Here is a 17,357-nt window from a genome sequence, read left to right as displayed (position 1 = left end):
GCGATCCCGTAACCGATCCACGGGACCCCCGCAACGGGTCCTGTACCGACCCGACGGTCGTGTACTGTCGCCACGATCGCCCGGAACGCACGTGGTCCGGGCACGCTCCCCGGAGGAACCAACCCGTGACATCTCGTACCCGACAGGTCGTCCTCAGCGGCCTCGCGCTCGCCGGCACCGTCGCCGTCCTGGCCGGCTGTGCCTCGGCGCCGTCCACCACCGAAACGGCGAAGAAGACCGACTTCCGCCCCTGCATGGTCTCCGACGCCGGTGGGTTCGACGACAAGTCGTTCAACCAGCTCGGCTACGAGGGCATGAAGGACGCCGCCAAGGACCTCGGCGCCACCTACAAGGAAGCCGAGTCCAAGGACGCCACCGTCTACGACTCGAACATCGAGCAGCTCATCGGCCAGAACTGCAACCTCGTCGTGACCGTCGGCTTCAACCTGGCCGACGCCACGAAGAAGCAGGCCGCTGCGAACCCCGACACCGACTTCGCGATCATCGACGACAACTCGATCGACGCCAAGAACGTCAAGCCGATCACGTTCGACACCTCGCAGGCCGCGTTCCTCGCCGGCTACGCGGCGGCGTCGTACTCGAAGACCGGCGTCGTCGGCACCTTCGGCGGCATGCAGATCCCGACCGTCACCATCTTCATGGACGGCTTCGCGGACGGCGTGAAGTACTACAACGAGCAGAAGGACAAGGACGTCAAGGTCGTCGGCTGGAACGTCGACACCGGCAAGGGTTCCTTCACCGGTGGCTTCGAGGCCGGCACGCAGGCCAAGTCGGTCGCGCAGACGCTCCTCGACCAGGACGCCGACGTGATCCTGCCCGTCGGTGGCCCGATCTACCAGTCCGCTGCCGAGGCCATCAAGGACGCCGACAACGGTTCCGTCCTGATCGGCGCGGACAGCGACCTCTACGAGGCCGACCCCCGCTACAAGGACATCGCCTTCACCTCGGTCGAGAAGGGCATGCGCCCGGCCGTGAAGGACGTCGTCGAGCAGGCGGCTGACGACAAGTTCTCGAAGGAGCCGTACGTCGGCACCCTGAAGAACGACGGCGTCGGCATCGCTCCGTTCCACGACTTCGAGTCCAAGGTCGACAAGGGCCTGCAGGGCGAGCTCGACGACGTGAAGGCCGGCATCATCGACGGCTCGATCAAGGTCAAGACCCAGTCCTGACCCGGTGAACGCGGGCGGGGGAGCATCCCTCGCCCGCGTTCTCGTGCGCCCAGGTGGCGCACCCCAGACCGTGCATCCCCAGGGTGCACCCCAGACCGTGCACCCAAGGGTGCGCGCCAGACCGTGCTTCCGCAGGGTGCACGCGACACCGTGCGCCCGCGTGGCGCGCGCGAGACAGAAATAGACTCCCGAACATGAAGCTCGAACTCCGCGGCATCACCAAGCGGTTCGGCGCCCTGGTCGCCAACGACCACATCTCGCTCACCGTCGAGCCGGGTGAGGTCCACTGCCTCCTGGGTGAGAACGGCGCCGGCAAGTCCACCCTGATGAACGTCCTGTACGGCCTGTACGACGCCGACGAGGGCGAGATCCTGCTCGACGACGTGGTGCAGGACTTCGACGGCCCCGGTGACGCCATGCGCGCCGGCATCGGCATGGTGCACCAGCACTTCATGCTCGTGCCCGTGTTCACGGTCGCCGAGAACGTGATGCTCGGGCAGGAGCAGACGACCTTCGGTGGCCGTCTCGACCTGGCCGGTGCCCGCAAGCGCGTGCAGGAGATCTCGGACCGTTTCGGGTTCGACGTGGACCCGGACGCCAAGGTCGAGGACCTGCCCGTCGGTGTGCAGCAGCGCGTCGAGATCATCAAGGCGCTGTCCCGCGATGCCTCCGTGCTGGTGTTCGACGAGCCGACGGCCGTCCTCACCCCGCAGGAGACCGACGAGCTGATGGGCATCATGCGCCAGCTCCGCGAAGCCGGCACCGCCATCGTCTTCATCACCCACAAGCTCCGTGAGGTGCGCGAGGTCGCCGACCGCATCACGGTCATCCGCCTCGGCAAGGTCGTCGGCGAAGCTTCGCCGACCGCCACGAACAACGAACTGGCCGCGCTGATGGTCGGCCGCGCCGTCTCGCTCGTGGTCGACAAGGAACCCTCGACCGGTGGCGACGACGCCCTGGTCGTCGAGCACCTCACCGTCACCGACCCGTCCGGCATCGTGCTCGTCGACGACGTCTCCTTCACGGTGCGTCGCGGCGAGGTCCTGGCGATCGCCGGGGTGCAGGGCAACGGGCAGACCGAGCTCACCGAGGCGATCATGGGCCTCGAGCCCGCGCACGGTGGCCGCATCACCCTGGACGGCAAGGAACTCACCGGCCGGAGCGTCAAGCAGGTGCTCGACGCGGGCGTCGGCTTCGTCCCCGAGGACCGCAAGGAGGACGGCCTGGTCGGCGAGTTCACCATCGCCGAGAACCTGATGCTCGACCGCGCCGACCACGCCGAGTTCGTCCGCGCCGGCACCATCCGGTCGGCGGAGCGTGACGCGTTCGCCGACGAGAAGATCGCCGAGTTCGACATCCGGACGCCTGGTCGCACCACCGCTGCCGGTCGGCTGTCCGGCGGCAACCAGCAGAAGATCGTCCTGGCGCGCGAGCTGAGCCGCGAACTGCGGCTGTTCGTCGCCGCGCAGCCCACCCGCGGCATCGACGTCGGCTCGATCGAGTTCGTCCACAAGCGCATCGTCGCCACCCGCGACACCGGTGTGCCGGTCATCGTCGTCTCCACCGAGCTCGACGAGGTCGTCGCACTGGCCGACCGCATCGCCGTGATGTACCGCGGCGGCATCGTCGGCATCGTCCCCGCGACCACCCCCCGCGACGTCCTCGGCCTCATGATGGCCGGGGAGATCCCTGAAGGAACGGAGCTGGCCGCATGACCGGTTCGGCCGGCGAGATCCACGCCACACCCACGACCGGAACGGAGCTGGCCGCATGACCGGTTCGGCCGGCGAGATCCACGCCACACCCACGACCGGAACGGAGCTGGCAGCGTGACCACCCCACCGCCAGACAACACGCAGCAGCCGGCCCCGGCGGCGAACGACACCGCCGACGCCCCGCTCACCGACGACCGTCTGCAGGAGGTCGAGTCGACCCCGCACCTGATGACGGACTCGGCAGCGGACACCGAGCGCCGCAACGGCGCCGGCGGCGACCGCTGGCACGCCGCCCTGCAGGGGATCCTGAACGGCTCCGTGCTCGTCACGGTGCTCGCCGTCGTCCTCGCGCTGGTCGCCTGCGGCATCCTCATCGCGGTGACGGACGAGAACGTCCGTGCCACCGCCGGGTACTTCTTCGCCCGCCCCACGGACATGCTCCAGGCGGTCGGCACCGCGGTCGGCGGCGCGTACGCCTCGCTGTTCCAGGGCTCGGTGTTCAACTTCGGCGCGGACTCGTTCCAGCAGGCGATCGGGCCGCTCACGCGCTCCGTCGACTACTCGGTGCCGCTCATCGCCGCAGGCCTGGGGATCGCGCTGTCGTTCCGCGCCGGACTGTTCAACATCGGCGGTCAGGGCCAGATCCTGATGGGGGCCGCGGCCGCCGGGTGGGTCGGGTTCTCGTTCGACGGGCCCGCCGCGGTCCACATCCCGCTCACGATCCTCGCCGGCATCGTCGGCGGCGCCGTGTGGGGTGGCATCGTCGGGGTGCTGAAGGCCCGGACGGGTGCGAACGAGGTGGTCGTCACGATCATGCTCAACTACGTCGCGCTCTACCTGGTCAGCTACCTGCTCCGCACCCCGGGCCTGCTGCAGGCCCCGGGCAGCAGCAACCCGATCTCGCCACCCACGAAGGACAGCGCCCTGCTGCCGCAGCTCTTCGGCGTCCGGTACGGCGTGGACCTGGGGTTCATCGTCGCGATCCTCGCGGTCGTCGTGGTCTGGTGGCTCGTCAACAAGTCGTCCCTCGGCTTCCGGTTCCGTACCATCGGTGAGAACCCCCGTGCCGCCCGCGTGGCCGGCATGAGCGTCCCGTCGCTGACCATCTGGGTGATGCTGATCTCCGGTGCCCTGGTGGGCATCGCCGGCGCCTACCAGGTGCAGGGCGCCGTCACGTCGGGCTTCACCTCGGGCATCGACGCCGGCATCGGCTTCGACGCCATCACGGTGGCCCTGCTCGGCCGTTCCAAGCCGTGGGGCGTGTTCTGGGCGGCCATCCTGTTCGGCGTGCTGAAGAACGGTGGCTACGCCATGCAGGCCGCCAACGGCATCCCGATCGACATCGTCGGGGTCATCCAGGCCCTCATCGTCCTCTTCATCGCGGCGCCGCCGCTCGTCCGCGCGATCTTCCGGATCCCGCAGCCGGGCGCCCGCAAGCGCACGAAGACGAACAAGACCAGCAAGAAGGCGGTCGCCGCATGAGCACCCTCAGCCCCACCGCGGCCCCCGCGTCGCCGCTCGCGGACCGCCCGCTCGAGACCACCAGGAGCTGGAAGCTCCCGATCGGGTACGGCGTGTTCACGCTCATCGCGATCGTGCTGTTCGGCCTGCTGCCGCGTTCCGGCACCACCACGTTCCGCCTGGCGAACGCCGGTGACTTCTTCGCGCTGCCGAACGTCCCGTTGCCCGCGCTCGGGACGGGCATCGTCGTCATCGTCCTGCTCGCGATCCTGACGGTCTACGCGTTCATCGAGACGCGTGCGCTGCGCCGGGTCGCGCTGTGGGTCACGTCGGTCTTCGCGGTGGTGTTCGTCGTCGGGTTCCTGACCTGGGCCGCCGCCGGTTCGTCCCTGCCGATCCCCGGCCTGCTGCTCGGCGCGCTGAGCCTGAGCGTGCCGCTCGTGTTCGGTGCCCTCGGCGGCGTCATCTCCGAACGGGTCGGCGTCGTGAACATCGCGATCGAGGGCCAGTTCCTCGCCGGTGCGTTCAGCTCCGCGATGGTCGCGTCGATCACCGGGTCGCCCTGGGTCGGCCTCGTCGCCGCGCTCGTCGCCGGCATGCTCGTGTCGTTCGTCCTCGCGGCGTTCAGCATCAAGTACCTGGTCGACCAGGTCATCGTCGGTGTCGTCATCAACGCGTTCATCTCCGGCCTGACCGGCTTCCTGTACTCGCAGGTGCTCTCCCCGAACGAGGAGACGCTCAACATCGGCATCCGGTTCCCGAAGGTCGAGATCCCGCTGCTGCACCAGATCCCGGTCATCGGACCGGTGTTCTTCGAGCAGACCGTCGTGGTCTACCTCGCCTACATCGCCGTCGCGGTGGTCACCTTCGGGCTGTTCAAGACCCGCTGGGGGCTGCGGCTCCGCGCCGTCGGCGAGCACCCGCAGGCCGCCGACACGGTGGGCATCAACGTCACGAGCACCCGGTTCTGGAACGTCTCCCTCGCCGGTGCGATCGCCGGTCTCGGCGGGGCGTACTTCACGCTCGACGCGGTCGGGCCGTTCACGAAGGACATGACCGCGGGGGCCGGCTACATCGCCCTGGCCGCGGTCATCTTCGGCCGGTGGGATCCGATCAAGGCGACGCTCGCGGCGCTGCTGTTCGGCTTCGCGTCGAACCTGCAGAACACGCTCGGGGCGATCGACTCGCCCGTGCCGAGCGAGTTCCTGCTGATGCTGCCGTACGTGGTGACGATCTTCGCCGTGGCAGGCCTGGTCGGGCAGTCGCGCGGCCCCGCCGCGTCCGGCAGGCCCTACATCAAGAGTTAGTTCCCTTCCGCAAGACACCGGTGTTCGTGCTCCGCACCGCGGTTCGCGGGTGTTCGATTCGACGAACACCGGTGTTTTGCGGACCACCCACCGGCCTGGAGGCACGACACATGACCGACACGCACGCTGCGGGTGACCAGGGGGTCACCGCCACCGACCTGACGGACGCGGCCACGGGCCTCCCGGCCGACGACGTGGACTGGGGCGCCCTGCGGGACGCCGCCACGGCCGCGATGCGGCGCGCCTACGCGCCGTACTCGTCGTTCCCGGTGGGCGCCGCGGCGCTCACCGACGACGGCCGGATCGTCTCCGGCTGCAACATCGAGAACGCGAGCTACGGGGTGACGCTCTGCGCCGAGTGCTCCCTCGTGTCGCAGCTGCACATGACCGGCGGCGGCAAGCTCGTCGCGTTCACGTGCGTCGACGGCGACGGGGCGACCCTGATGCCGTGCGGGCGCTGCCGCCAGCTGCTGTTCGAGCACTCCACCGAGGGCATGCTCCTCGAGACGCTCTCCGGCATCCGCACCATCGACGAGGTCCTGCCGGACGCCTTCGGGCCGCGCACCCTCGCCACCTACCAGCAGGAGCACTGACATGGCAGTCGAGCCGTTCGACACCGTCGACCTCATCCGTACGAAGCGCTCCGGCGGCGCGCTGAGCACCGCCGAGGTGGACTGGCTCGTCGACGCGTACACCCGCGGCTACGTCGAGGACCCGCAGATGGCCGCGATGGCGATGGCGATCTTCCTGAACGGCATGGAGCGGCGCGAGATCAAGGACCTCACGCTCGCGATGATCGCGTCGGGGGAGCGGATGTCGTTCTCGTCGCTCGGCAAGACGACGGTCGACAAGCACTCCACCGGCGGGGTCGGCGACAAGATCACCCTGCCGCTGGCACCCCTGGTGGCGTCGTTCGGTGTCGCCGTGCCGCAGCTGTCGGGCCGCGGACTCGGGCACACGGGCGGCACGCTCGACAAGCTCGAGTCGATCCCCGGGTGGCAGGCGTCGATCTCGAACGACCGCATGATGCAGGTGCTGCAGGACGTCGGCGCGGTCATCTGCGCCGCCGGGTCCGGGCTGGCCCCCGCGGACAAGAAGCTCTACGCGCTCCGCGACATCACCGGCACCGTCGAGTGCATCCCGCTCATCGCGTCGAGCATCATGTCGAAGAAGATCGCCGAGGGCACCGGTGCGCTCGTGCTCGACGTCAAGTTCGGGTCCGGCGCGTTCATGCCGACGTACGAGGCGTCGAAGGAGCTCGCGCAGACCATGGTCGACCTCGGCAACGACGCCGGGGTGGCGACCTCGGCGCTGCTGACCGACATGGAGGTCCCGCTCGGGCTGACGATCGGCAACGCGCTCGAGGTGCGGGAGTCGGTCGAGGTGCTCGCCGGTGGCGGACCGGCCGACGTCGTCGAGCTGACCGTGGCACTCGCGAGCGAGATGCTGACGCTCGCCGGACTGCCCGACGCCGACCCCGCTGCGGCACTCGCCGACGGCCGGGCCATGGACACGTGGCGTCGGATGATCGAGGCGCAGGGCGGGGACCCGTCCGCGGCGCTGCCCGTCGCCCGGGAACAGCACGTCGTGACCGCGCCGACGTCCGGGGTCCTCACGCAGCAGGACGCGCTGCCGTTCGGCGTCTCGGCCTGGCGGCTCGGAGCCGGTCGTGCCCGTGCGCAGGACCCGGTGCAGGCCGGTGCGGGCATCGAGCTGCACGTCAAGCCGGGGGACACCGTGACCGAGGGGCAGCCGCTGTGGACGCTGCACTCCGATGACGCGTCGCGGATCCCGCGCGCGCTGGAGTCGCTCGAGGGGGCGTGGGCGATCGGCTCGGCGGACTCTCCCGCCGCAGCACGTGGTCCGATCGTGCGCGAGCGCATCGGGTCCTGAACCCGGCCACCCGGCCGACCGGAGGCTCCCTGCACAGCTGTGGGGAGCCTCCAGTGTCTTCCGTTGTGGGTTGTGCACAGGTGCCTGCGCGGCGGCGGTGACCACCGATAGCCTGGGGGAATGAGCGCCGACGCCCCGACCTACCGCCTGCCCGACGCCGGGGCGGTCATCAACGACCTGCCGAAGGTCTCGCTGCACGACCACCTCGACGGCGGCCTGCGTCCCGCTACCATCATCGAGCTCGCAGCCTCGGCGGGTGTCACGCTCCCCACCACCGACCCGGAAGAGCTCGGGCAGTGGTTCGCCGACCAGTCGAACTCCGGCTCGCTCGTCGAGTACCTGAAGACGTTCGACGTGACCACGTCCGTCATGCAGACCGCACCGCAGCTCACCCGCGTCGCCCGCGAGTTCGTCGAGGACCTGGTCACCGACGGCGTCGTCTACGGCGAGGTCCGCTGGGCGCCGGAGCAGCACCTGCAGGGCGGGCTGACGCTCGACCAGACGGTCGAGGCCGTGCAGGCCGGCATCGAGGAAGCCGTCGACGCCGCCGGTGGGCGCATCCGTGTCGGCCAGCTCGTCACCGCGATGCGGCACGCCGACCGGTCGCTCGAGATCGCTGAACTCGCCGTCCGGCACCGCGACGCCGGGGTCGTCGGCTTCGACATCGCCGGTGCCGAAGCCGGGTTCCCCGCCTCGAACCACCGCGCAGCCTTCGACCACCTGGCCTCCGAGCTGTTCCCGGTCACCGTCCACGCGGGCGAAGCCGACGGACTCGCCTCGATCCGCTCCGCGCTCGTCGACGGCCGGGCGCTCCGCCTCGGACACGGCGTCCGCATCTTCGAGGACGTCGCCCTGTCCGACGCCGGTGACGGCTCGACGCTGGCCTCCCTGGGCGAGGTCGCCTCGTGGGTCCGTGACCGTGAGATCCCGCTCGAGGTCTCGCCGTCGTCCAACCTGCAGACCGGGGCGATCGCCGCGTGGGGCGACGACCTCGCCGACCACCCGTTCGACGTGCTCTACCAGCTCGGCTTCCGCGTCACGGTGAACACCGACAACCGCCTGATGAGCGGCACCTCGCTGTCGAAGGAGCTCGCACTGCTCGCCGGCACGTTCGGCTACGACCTCGACGACCTGGCGGCGTTCCAGATCAACGCCGCGCTCGGCTCGTTCCTGCCGCTCGAGGACCGCGAGGAGATCATCGCCACCATCACGGCCGGGTACCAGGAGGCCTGACGCATGGGACTGCCACCGCTGCCGGACACCGCCGTCCTCCTCGGTGCGGACGCGCCCGCATGGCGTGACGCGATGCGCCTGGTCGGCGGTGCGCTCGTCGCGTCGGGCGCCACCACCGACGAGTACACCGACGCCATGATCGGCATGGTCGAGGAACACGGGCCGTACATCGTCATCTCGCCGGGGCTCGCGTTCGCGCATGCCCGGCCCGGTGGCGCCGTGGTGCGGGACGGACTCGCGGTCGTGACGCTCGCATCGCCGGTGGCGTTCGGCCACCCGCACAACGACCCCGTCCGTGTCGTGTTCGGGCTCGCGGTGGCCGAGGTCGGCACCCACCTGGAGTCGATCGGCGAGATCGCGAACCTGTTCAACGACGCCACCGTCACCGGGCGGATCGCGGCGGCGACCACGGCGGACGAGGTCCGCGCGATCATGGGGGTCTCCGCGTGAAGATCGTGACCATCTGCGGGGCCGGCATCGGGTCGAGCGGCATCCTCAAGGTGAACGCCGAGAAGGCGCTCGACACCCTCGGGCTGTCGGCGTCCGTCGTCGCTGCGGACGTCGCCTCGGTGCGGGACGTCTCCGACGACGCCAACGTGATCCTGACGAGTCAGGAGTTCGTCGAGGCGATCGGGGACACCTACGCCGAGGTGATCGTGATCAAGAACCACTTCGACCAGGGCGAGATCACGGCGGCGGTCGACCGGGCGCTCGGCGAGCACTGAGCGCGTAGTGCGCCCTTTAGAGTTGGGGCATGAGCACCGAGAACCCGCTGAACGACCCCGCTGCCGACCCGTTCGAGGTCGCGCGGGACGCCGCCGCCGTCATCGCTGAACAGTCCGGCATCGAGCGGCACGACATCGCCCTGACCCTCGGTTCGGGCTGGGGCAAGGCCGCCGACATCATCGGTGAGACCGTGTCCGAGATCCCGGCCGACCAGGTCCCCGGGTTCAGCGCCTCGGCCGTCCCCGGACACTCCGGCACGATCCGGTCGATCCGCCTCGCCGACGGCCGCCACGCGCTCGTCATCGGCGCCCGCACGCACTACTACGAGGGTCACGGCGTCCGCCGGGTCGTGCACAGCGTCCGCACCGCCGCGGCGACGGGTGCCTCGGTCATGGTGCTGACCAACGGTGCCGGTGGCATCAAGGAACACTGGACGCCCGGCACCCCGGTGCTCATCAGCGACCACATCAACCTGACCGCCGACAGCCCACTCGAGGGCGCGACGTTCATCGACCTGACCGACCTGTACTCGGCGCGCCTGCGTGAGATGGCCCGGACGGTCGACCCGTCGCTCGACGAGGGCGTGTACACGCAGTTCCGCGGCCCGCACTACGAGACCCCGGCCGAGGTCCAGATGGCGAAGGCCATCGGCGGGCACATCGTCGGCATGTCGACCGCGCTCGAGGCCATCGCTGCCCGCCAGGCCGGCATGGAGGTCCTCGGGTTCTCGCTCATCACGAACCTCGCCGCCGGCATCCAGAAGACGCCGCTGTCGCACACCGAGGTGCTCGAGGCGGGCAAGCAGGCGGAGCCGGTGATCGCGGACCTGCTCGCACGCGTCGTCACCGCACTCGGGCAGCCGGCGTCGTGAAGCTCGACCTCGACCGGGTGCTCGGCACCGCGCGGGCGTGGCTGGCGCAGGACCCCGACCCGGAGACCCGCGACGAGCTGGCCGCGGCGATCGACGAGGCCGCCGACGGTGACGGTCCCGCGGTCCGGGCGCTCGCCGAGCGGTTCGACGGGCGACTGCAGTTCGGCACCGCCGGACTCCGCGCCGAGCTCGGCTGGGGCCCGCTGCGGATGAACCGCGTCGTCGTGACCCAGGCGGCGGCGGGGCTCGCACGGTTCCTGATCGAGACCGGGCGTTCGCCGAGCGTCGTCATCGGCTACGACGGCCGGGTGAACTCGGACGTCTTCGCGCGCGACTCCGCCGAGGTCATGCGGGGTCTCGGACTCGAGGTCACCCTGCTGCCCTCGGCCCTGCCGACGCCGGTGCTCGCGTTCGCCGTCCGGCACCTCGACGTCGGTGCCGGCGTCATGGTGACGGCGAGCCACAACCCACCGCGGGACAACGGGTACAAGGTCTACCTCGGACAGGACGACGACGGTTCGCAGATCGTGCCGCCCGTCGACGGTGAGATCGCGGCCGCCATCGACGCGGTCGCCGCTGGTTCGGTCGCCGATCTGCCGCGCGGCACGGACTACACCGTCGCGACGTCGGCCCTGGTCGATGCCTACGTGGCCGCCACAGCCGCGATCGTGCCCGCTCCGGCGCTCCCGCTCGACGAGCAGCCGAAGGTCGTCTACACGGCCATGCACGGCGTCGGGTGGGAGACCGCGCGTGCGGTGTTCGTCGCCGCCGGGTTCGCGTCACCGACCGTGGTGCCGGAGCAGATCGAGCCGGACGGTGCATTCCCGACGGTCTCCTTCCCGAACCCGGAAGAGCCCGGCGCGATGGACCTGGCGATCGCCCGTGGTCTCGCCGTCGGCGCCGACCTGGTGATCGCGAACGACCCCGACGCCGACCGGCTCGCACTCGCGATCCCGACGGCCGCGGACGCCGGTGCGCCGTCCTACCGCCGGCTGTCGGGCAACGAGGTCGGCTGGCTGCTCGGGTGGCGTGCCGCTGCACGGGCGTCCGAGTCCGGCGCGACCGGCACCCTCGCTGCGTCGATCGTCTCGTCGCCGGCCCTGGCCCGGGTGGCTGCGCGCCACGGGCTGGAGTACCGCGACACCCTGACCGGCTTCAAGTGGGTGTCGCGGGTGCCCGGGCTGCTGTTCGGCTACGAGGAAGCCCTGGGCTACCTGGTCGACCCGTCGGTCGTGCGCGACAAGGACGGCATCTCGGCGGCGCTGGAGCTGCTGTCGTTGGCGTCGGACCTCGCCGCGGCCGGGTCGTCGATCGCCGGGCAGCTCGACGCCTTCGCCGCCGAGTTCGGGGCGTTCGCCTCGGGGCAGGTCGCGACCCGGGTCGACGACCTGTCGCGCATCGGCGAGGTCATGGCGTCGCTCCGGTCCACGCCGCCTGCGTCCCTCGGTGGCCTCGACGTGCACACGGTGACGGACTACTCGGACGGGGTGCAGGGCTTCCCGCCGTCGGACATCCTGCGCTACGACCTGGCCGGCGACGCACGGGTGATCGTCCGCCCGAGCGGGACCGAGCCCAAGGTGAAGGTCTACATCGACACCGTCGCGAACACCCCCGCCGAGGCCCAGCGCCTGGTCGACGCCATCGCCGACGCCGTGCGCCCCTTGGTGTCCTAGGGCGGGGTGGGCTTCCGCAAAACACCGGTGTTCGCGCTCTGAACACCCGCACAACGCGGTGCAGAACGCGAACACCGGTGTTTTGCTGTTCCTCCACAGGGGGTGGGGGAACGCTGGCTGCTCACAAGGAGGGGGAGGCCGTCGTGTAGGCCGCGCGGAGCCGTGACGGTTGGGCCATGGCTCACATCACGGTGTTCGGCGCGGCTCCGAGCGATCCCGATCCGAGAGCGCACCGACGGCTTGCAGATGCCGCGCGCCGCGGGACCCTCATCCGCCTGACGGCGGGTCGGTACGTTGAACGAGAGGCGTTCGAATCAGCGAGTGCAGCGGAGCGCCATCGTGCACGGGTCGAAGCGGTCGTGCCGAACATCCACCCTGCCCTCGTGATCTCCCACGAGTCGGCTGTGGCGATGCTCGGACTCCCGTGGCTCGGGGAGTTCCCCACGCACGTCGTCGCCACCGATCCGCGTCGAGCCACCGGTCAACGTCGCGCGCACCTGCAGAAGGTCGGAGGGGCGGGTCGCCCCATCACCTGTGCGAGCGTCGGCGGCCTGCCCGTCACGACCCTCGTGGTCACCGGGGTCGACGTCGCGCTCCGAGCGTCGTTCCGCACGGCGGTGGTCGTGTTGGACGCGGTCCTGGCCCGAGGAGTGCCGCAGGACGCGCTGCTCGCCGAACTGCGCAGCAGGGAGCCCCGTCCGCGGGCGTCCACCCGTGCGCGACGCGCGATCGAGTTCGCGGACGCTGCTGCTGACTCGCCGGGTGAGTCGGTGGCGCGGCTGTGCTGGGCAGAAGCGGGGTTCCCGCCGCCGGTGCTGCAGCAGGAGTTCCGCGATGCGGCCGGCCTGATCGGCCGCGTGGACTTCTGGTTCGAGGACGCCGGCGTCGTGGTGGAGTTCGACGGGCTGGTCAAGTACCGCGACCGGACGATGCGCGCTGGTCGATCGCCCGAGCGCGTCGTCATCGACGAGAAGCTCCGGGAGGACCGCCTCCGTGCGCATCGCCACGTCCGTCGGGTCGTCCGCGTGACGTGGCCGGACGTGGAGCCAGGCGGCAACGGCCCCGTGGCACTCGAGGCAGCCGGAGTGCGCCGTGTTCGATGAAGCAAAACACCGGGGTTCACGAGCCGAACCGCGGCATGCACGTGTTCGACCGGCGAACACCGGTGTTTTGCGAGAGGGAACCCGCGCGCTACGCGAGCTCGAGCAGCACGTGACCGGACGAGACCGTCTGGCCGACCGGGGCGTTCAGCCCGGTGACGACGCCGTCCTTGTGGGCCTGCACGGGCTGCTCCATCTTCATGGCCTCGAGCACGACGAGCAGGTCGCCCTTCACCACGGTGTCACCCTCGGCGACCGCGAGCTTCACCACGGTGGCCTGCATGGGCGACGCCACGGACGACCCGGACTTCGCCAGACCGCCACGGACGGCCGACGAGCGGCGCTTCGGGGGAGCGGTTGGCCCGGCGGGACGACGACCGGCGACACCGGCACCGGCAGCACCGCCACCGACGATCGACGGCATGGTGACCTCGATGCGCTTGCCCTGCACCTCGACGACGACGCTGTCGCGCGCAGCCGGGGCCGGCAGTTCCTCGGGGGAGCCGCTCCACGCCGGGATCTCGTTGACGAAGTCGGTCTCGATCCACTGCGTGTACACCGAGAACGGCGAGGAGTCGTCGGTCGCGAACGCCGGGTCGGACACCACGGCACGGTGGAACGGGAGCACGGTCGGCAGGCCGGTGACCTCGAACTCGGCCAGTGCGCGTCGGGAACGCTCGAGCGCCTCGGTACGGGTGGCGCCGGTGACGATCAGCTTCGCGAGCATCGAGTCGAACGAGCCGGACACGACATCACCCGCGACGACACCCGAGTCGACGCGGACGCCGGGGCCGGACGGTGCGTTGAACGCGTGCACGGGGCCGGGCGCGGGGAAGAAGTTGCGGCCCGGGTCCTCGCCGTTGATGCGGAACTCGAACGAGTGTCCACGCGGTTCCGGGTCCGAGTAGTCGAGCACGCCGCCCTCGGCGATGCGGAACTGCTCGCGCACCAGGTCGATGCCGGTGACCTCTTCGGACACGCAGTGCTCGACCTGCAGGCGGGTGTTCACCTCGAGGAACGACACGGTGCCGTCGGCGCCGATGAGGAACTCGCAGGTGCCGGCACCGACGTAGCCGACCTCGCGCAGGATCGCCTTCGACGACTCGTACAGCGCGGTCTGCTGCTCGGGCGTCAGGTACGGCGCCGGGGCTTCCTCGACGAGCTTCTGGTGGCGACGCTGCAGCGAGCAGTCGCGGGTGGAGACCACGACGACGTTGCCGTGCTCGTCCGCCAGGCACTGGGTCTCGACGTGGCGCGGCTTGTCCAGGTACTTCTCGACGAAGCACTCGCCGCGACCGAACGCGGCGATCGCCTCGCGCGTGGCGGACTCGAACTGCGAGGCGACCTCGTCGCGGGTCCGTGCGACCTTCAGCCCGCGGCCACCGCCACCGAACGCCGCCTTGATGGCGACCGGCAGGCCGACCTCGTCGGCGAACGCGATGACCTCGGAGGCGTCCTTGACGGGCTCGATGGTGCCGGGAGCGAGCGGCGCGCCGACCTTCTCGGCGACGTGGCGCGCGGAGACCTTGTCGCCGAGGCGCTCGATCGAGTCCGGCGACGGTCCGATCCAGACGAGCCCGGCGTCGATGACGGCGCGGGCGAAGTCGGCGTTCTCGGCAAGGAACCCGTAGCCCGGGTGCACGGCGTCCGCACCGGAGCGGCGGGCGACCGAGATGATCTTGTCGATGACCAGGTACGTGTCGGCGCTCGTGGTGCCGTTCAGCGCGTAGGCCTCGTCGGCGAGGCGGGCGTGCTGGGCATCGCGGTCCTGGTCTGCGTAGACCGCGACCGACGCCTTGCCCGCGTCGCGGGCCGCGCGGATGATGCGGACGGCGATCTCGCCGCGGTTCGCGATGAGGACCTTGCTGATACGGGGCATGACACAGCAGCGTATTCGTGCGGCGTGCGTGCGTTTTGACTGACGCCCACAAAGAAGCACCCGGATCAGGTGCGGATGTCTACAGTGCCCACAGATCGTGCCAGTCGATGCCGAAGCCACGCAGGAGCATCGAGCGCAGCATCGGCAGGGACATCCCGATCACCGCGGACGGTGCCCCGTCGATCCGCGTGATGTACGCGGCGGCCCGGCCGTCGATGGTGAACGCGCCGGCGACCTCGAGCGGCTCGCCGGTCGCGACGTACGCGTCGATCTCGTCGGGGGACACGTCGTCGGCGAAGGTCAGCACCGCGCTGTCGACGGCGACGACGCGGTCGCCGTCGGCGGCCAGCGCCGACCCGCCGGGGGCGACGTCGCCGAGCTCGGGGACGCCGGCGGCGGACGTGACCAGGGACCGGACGGGAGGCACGGTGCGTGCCGGTCCCGTGCCTCCAGGCCGTCCCGTGGTCGGCTCCAGGTCCGGGCGCCGGTCGTCCCGTCGCCGGTCGATCACGCAGTGCCCGCTCCACAGCGTGCCGCCGCCGGCGGCCAGCATCTGCCGCCAGCGCTCGCGCGCGACCTCCGGGTCGTGCGGCTTGCCGTACAGCTGCCCGTCGACCTCGAAGGCGGAGTCGCCGCCGAACACGACCCCGTCGACCGGCGACCCGGCCACCGTGGCGTCCGCGACGGCCGACGCCTTCGCGACGGCGAGGAGCGAGACGAGTTCCGGACCGGTCAGGTCGCGCCCGAGCGATGCCGCGGCGGCGGCGCCGACGGCGTCCTCGTCGACCCCGGGGGACACGAGGACGGGTTCGATCCCGGACTGGGCGAGGAGTGCTCGGCGGGCGGGGGATGTACTCGCGAGGTACAGACGCATGGGACCATCTCACCATGGGTGAATCCGTCGGCACGCTGCTCGAACTCGACGTCACCGGGATCGCCCACGGCGGCATCTCGGTGGCACGGCACGAAGGACGGGTGGTCTTCGTCTCGGACGCGATCCCCGGGGAGCGCGTCGTCGCCCGGGTGACCGAGGACCGCAAGAAGTCGTTCTGGCGCGCCGACACGGTCCGTGTCCTGACGCCGAGCGAGCACCGCGTGGACCACGTCTGGCCCGAGGCCGCGCTCGATCGCGACCCCGAGACGCGCCCGGGCGGTGCCGAGTTCGGCCACATCGCCCTTGCACACCAGCGCACGCTGAAGCACGACGTCCTCGTCGACTCGTTCGCACGCTTCGCGCGGATGGACCTCGCCGAGGTGCTCGGCCACGACGTCGTCGTCGAGGCCGCGCCCGGCGACGACGCGGCGAACGGCCTCGGCTGGCGCACCCGTGTCCGACTGCACGTCGACGAGCAGGGCACCGCCGGCCCCTTCGCTGCCCGCTCCCACTCCGTGATCCCCGTCGCCAGCCTGCCGCTCGCGACCGCCGTCGTGCAGCAGAGCGCCCCGCTCGGCCGTGGTGCGCTGCCGGGCTCGTCGGTCATCGACGTCCTCGCGCCGAGCGGTTCCGAGGGGGCACGGCTCGTCATCGACGACCAGAAGCCCACCGTGGTGACCGAGGTCGTGGGGGAGCGCACCTTCCAGGTCGACGACAACGGGTTCTGGCAGGTGCACCGTGCCGCCGCTTCCGTGCTGACCGAGGCCGTGCAGGACCTGGTCGACCGCGACCGCCTCGACCCCGAGGGCACCCACCTCGACCTGTACGGCGGTGTCGGTCTGCTCGCCGCCGCACTCGGCGACCTGGTCGGCCCGAAGGCGCGCATCACGAGCGTCGAGAGCGCCGCCCGTGCCACCGAGCACGCGCAGGAGAACCTGTCCGAGTGGCTCGGCGCACGTGCCGAGACCGGCCGGGTCGACCGCTGGCTGACGAACACCGTGGCCAACGCCTCGCGCGCCGAGAAGGACCGCTTCCGCGCCGGCACGGTCGTGCTCGACCCGCCGCGCTCCGGCGCCGGGCGGGACGTGGTCGTGCAGATCGCCGCGCTCCAGCCGGAGCAGGTCGTCTACGTGGCGTGCGACCCGGTGGCACTGGCACGCGACGTCGCGACGTTCGCCGACCTGGGGTACCGGCTCGAGGCCCTGCGGGCCTTCGACCTGTTCCCGCACACCCACCACCTGGAAGCCGTCGCGCGCCTGGTCCCCACGCGCTGAGGGCCGGGGCTCGTTCGACCGCCGTTCCTTGCGTGTCGGGGTGTCCACCAATAGGCGGACCGACCAGCGTGGCGCGGCCGAGAAGCCCCGCACCTGAGTCCGGGCTGGGTATCCTGGGTCGTTGATGGCACTCCGGTTTCAGGGGCCGGCGTCGCGCATCG

General features: G+C 70.8%; 15 protein-coding genes. 13 read left to right on the top strand and 2 right to left on the bottom strand.

All coding sequences use genetic code 11. The features are described 5' to 3' along the window. Positions 1–125: 125 nt before the first annotated feature. From ACL00U_RS11365 to ACL00U_RS11310, 12 genes are all read left to right on the top strand, one after another. On the top strand, positions 126–1,190 hold the full coding sequence (locus tag ACL00U_RS11365; protein WP_017888742.1) for a BMP family lipoprotein: 1,065 nt from the start codon (positions 126–128) through the stop codon (positions 1,188–1,190). A gap of 194 nt (positions 1,191–1,384) precedes the next feature. Next, positions 1,385–2,905 (top strand): ABC transporter ATP-binding protein, encoded by a 1,521-nt coding sequence (locus ACL00U_RS11360; protein WP_017888743.1) that lies wholly within the window; start codon positions 1,385–1,387, stop codon positions 2,903–2,905. A 114-nt stretch (positions 2,906–3,019) separates the two neighbouring features. Next, positions 3,020–4,387: an ABC transporter permease gene (locus ACL00U_RS11355; protein WP_083389422.1), complete on the top strand. Its 1,368-nt coding sequence runs from the start codon at positions 3,020–3,022 to the stop codon at positions 4,385–4,387. Continuing rightward, a complete protein-coding gene (locus ACL00U_RS11350; RefSeq protein ID WP_412873409.1) occupies positions 4,384–5,673 on the top strand; it encodes an ABC transporter permease in 1,290 nt (429 codons plus the stop codon). Before ACL00U_RS11355 ends, ACL00U_RS11350 begins: the two co-directional genes overlap by 4 nt. A gap of 110 nt (positions 5,674–5,783) precedes the next feature. After that, positions 5,784–6,266 (top strand): cytidine deaminase, encoded by a 483-nt coding sequence (locus ACL00U_RS11345; RefSeq protein ID WP_017888746.1) that lies wholly within the window; start codon positions 5,784–5,786, stop codon positions 6,264–6,266. Between the two features lies 1 nt (position 6,267). Continuing rightward, positions 6,268–7,566 carry a thymidine phosphorylase gene (locus ACL00U_RS11340; protein WP_042538834.1) on the top strand — a complete coding sequence of 433 codons (1,299 nt, stop codon included), beginning with the start codon at positions 6,268–6,270 and terminating at the stop codon, positions 7,564–7,566. A gap of 120 nt (positions 7,567–7,686) precedes the next feature. After that, complete coding sequence (locus ACL00U_RS11335) at positions 7,687–8,799, top strand: adenosine deaminase (RefSeq protein ID WP_017888748.1); 1,113 nt, start codon at positions 7,687–7,689, stop codon at positions 8,797–8,799. A 3-nt stretch (positions 8,800–8,802) separates the two neighbouring features. Continuing rightward, positions 8,803–9,249 carry a PTS sugar transporter subunit IIA gene (locus ACL00U_RS11330; RefSeq protein ID WP_017888749.1) on the top strand — a complete coding sequence of 149 codons (447 nt, stop codon included), beginning with the start codon at positions 8,803–8,805 and terminating at the stop codon, positions 9,247–9,249. Next, positions 9,246–9,524, top strand: coding sequence for a PTS sugar transporter subunit IIB (locus ACL00U_RS11325; RefSeq protein ID WP_017888750.1), 279 nt, complete (start codon positions 9,246–9,248; stop codon positions 9,522–9,524). Before ACL00U_RS11330 ends, ACL00U_RS11325 begins: the two co-directional genes overlap by 4 nt. Before the next feature lie 29 nt (positions 9,525–9,553). Beyond that, positions 9,554–10,396, top strand: coding sequence for a purine-nucleoside phosphorylase (locus tag ACL00U_RS11320; protein WP_017888751.1), 843 nt, complete (start codon positions 9,554–9,556; stop codon positions 10,394–10,396). Then, positions 10,393–12,069, top strand: coding sequence for a phospho-sugar mutase (locus tag ACL00U_RS11315; RefSeq protein WP_412873408.1), 1,677 nt, complete (start codon positions 10,393–10,395; stop codon positions 12,067–12,069). Before ACL00U_RS11320 ends, ACL00U_RS11315 begins: the two co-directional genes overlap by 4 nt. A gap of 383 nt (positions 12,070–12,452) precedes the next feature. Next, complete coding sequence (locus ACL00U_RS11310; RefSeq protein WP_412873407.1) at positions 12,453–13,172, top strand: hypothetical protein; 720 nt, start codon at positions 12,453–12,455, stop codon at positions 13,170–13,172. A gap of 88 nt (positions 13,173–13,260) precedes the next feature. Here the strand turns inward: ACL00U_RS11310 and ACL00U_RS11305 are convergent, their stop codons facing one another. Together ACL00U_RS11305 and ACL00U_RS11300 are read right to left on the bottom strand one after the other, a co-directional pair. Then, positions 13,261–15,048, bottom strand: a complete 1,788-nt coding sequence (locus tag ACL00U_RS11305; RefSeq protein WP_259552798.1) for an acetyl/propionyl/methylcrotonyl-CoA carboxylase subunit alpha — start codon at positions 15,046–15,048, stop codon at positions 13,261–13,263. Positions 15,049–15,127: 79 nt separating this feature from the next. Beyond that, entirely contained in the window at positions 15,128–15,922 is a 795-nt protein-coding gene (locus tag ACL00U_RS11300; RefSeq protein ID WP_056070832.1) for a Maf family protein, read from the bottom strand. 14 nt (positions 15,923–15,936) lie between these two features. On the opposite strand from ACL00U_RS11300, the gene ACL00U_RS11295 reads away from it, so the two are divergent. Further along, complete coding sequence (locus ACL00U_RS11295; RefSeq protein ID WP_194589684.1) at positions 15,937–17,196, top strand: class I SAM-dependent RNA methyltransferase; 1,260 nt, start codon at positions 15,937–15,939, stop codon at positions 17,194–17,196. Positions 17,197–17,357 lie beyond the last annotated feature (161 nt).

The organism is Curtobacterium poinsettiae, assembly GCF_047226435.1.
In the GTDB taxonomy this organism is placed as follows: domain Bacteria; phylum Actinomycetota; class Actinomycetes; order Actinomycetales; family Microbacteriaceae; genus Curtobacterium; species Curtobacterium poinsettiae.
This window is presented reverse-complemented; position numbering and strand designations above follow the sequence as displayed.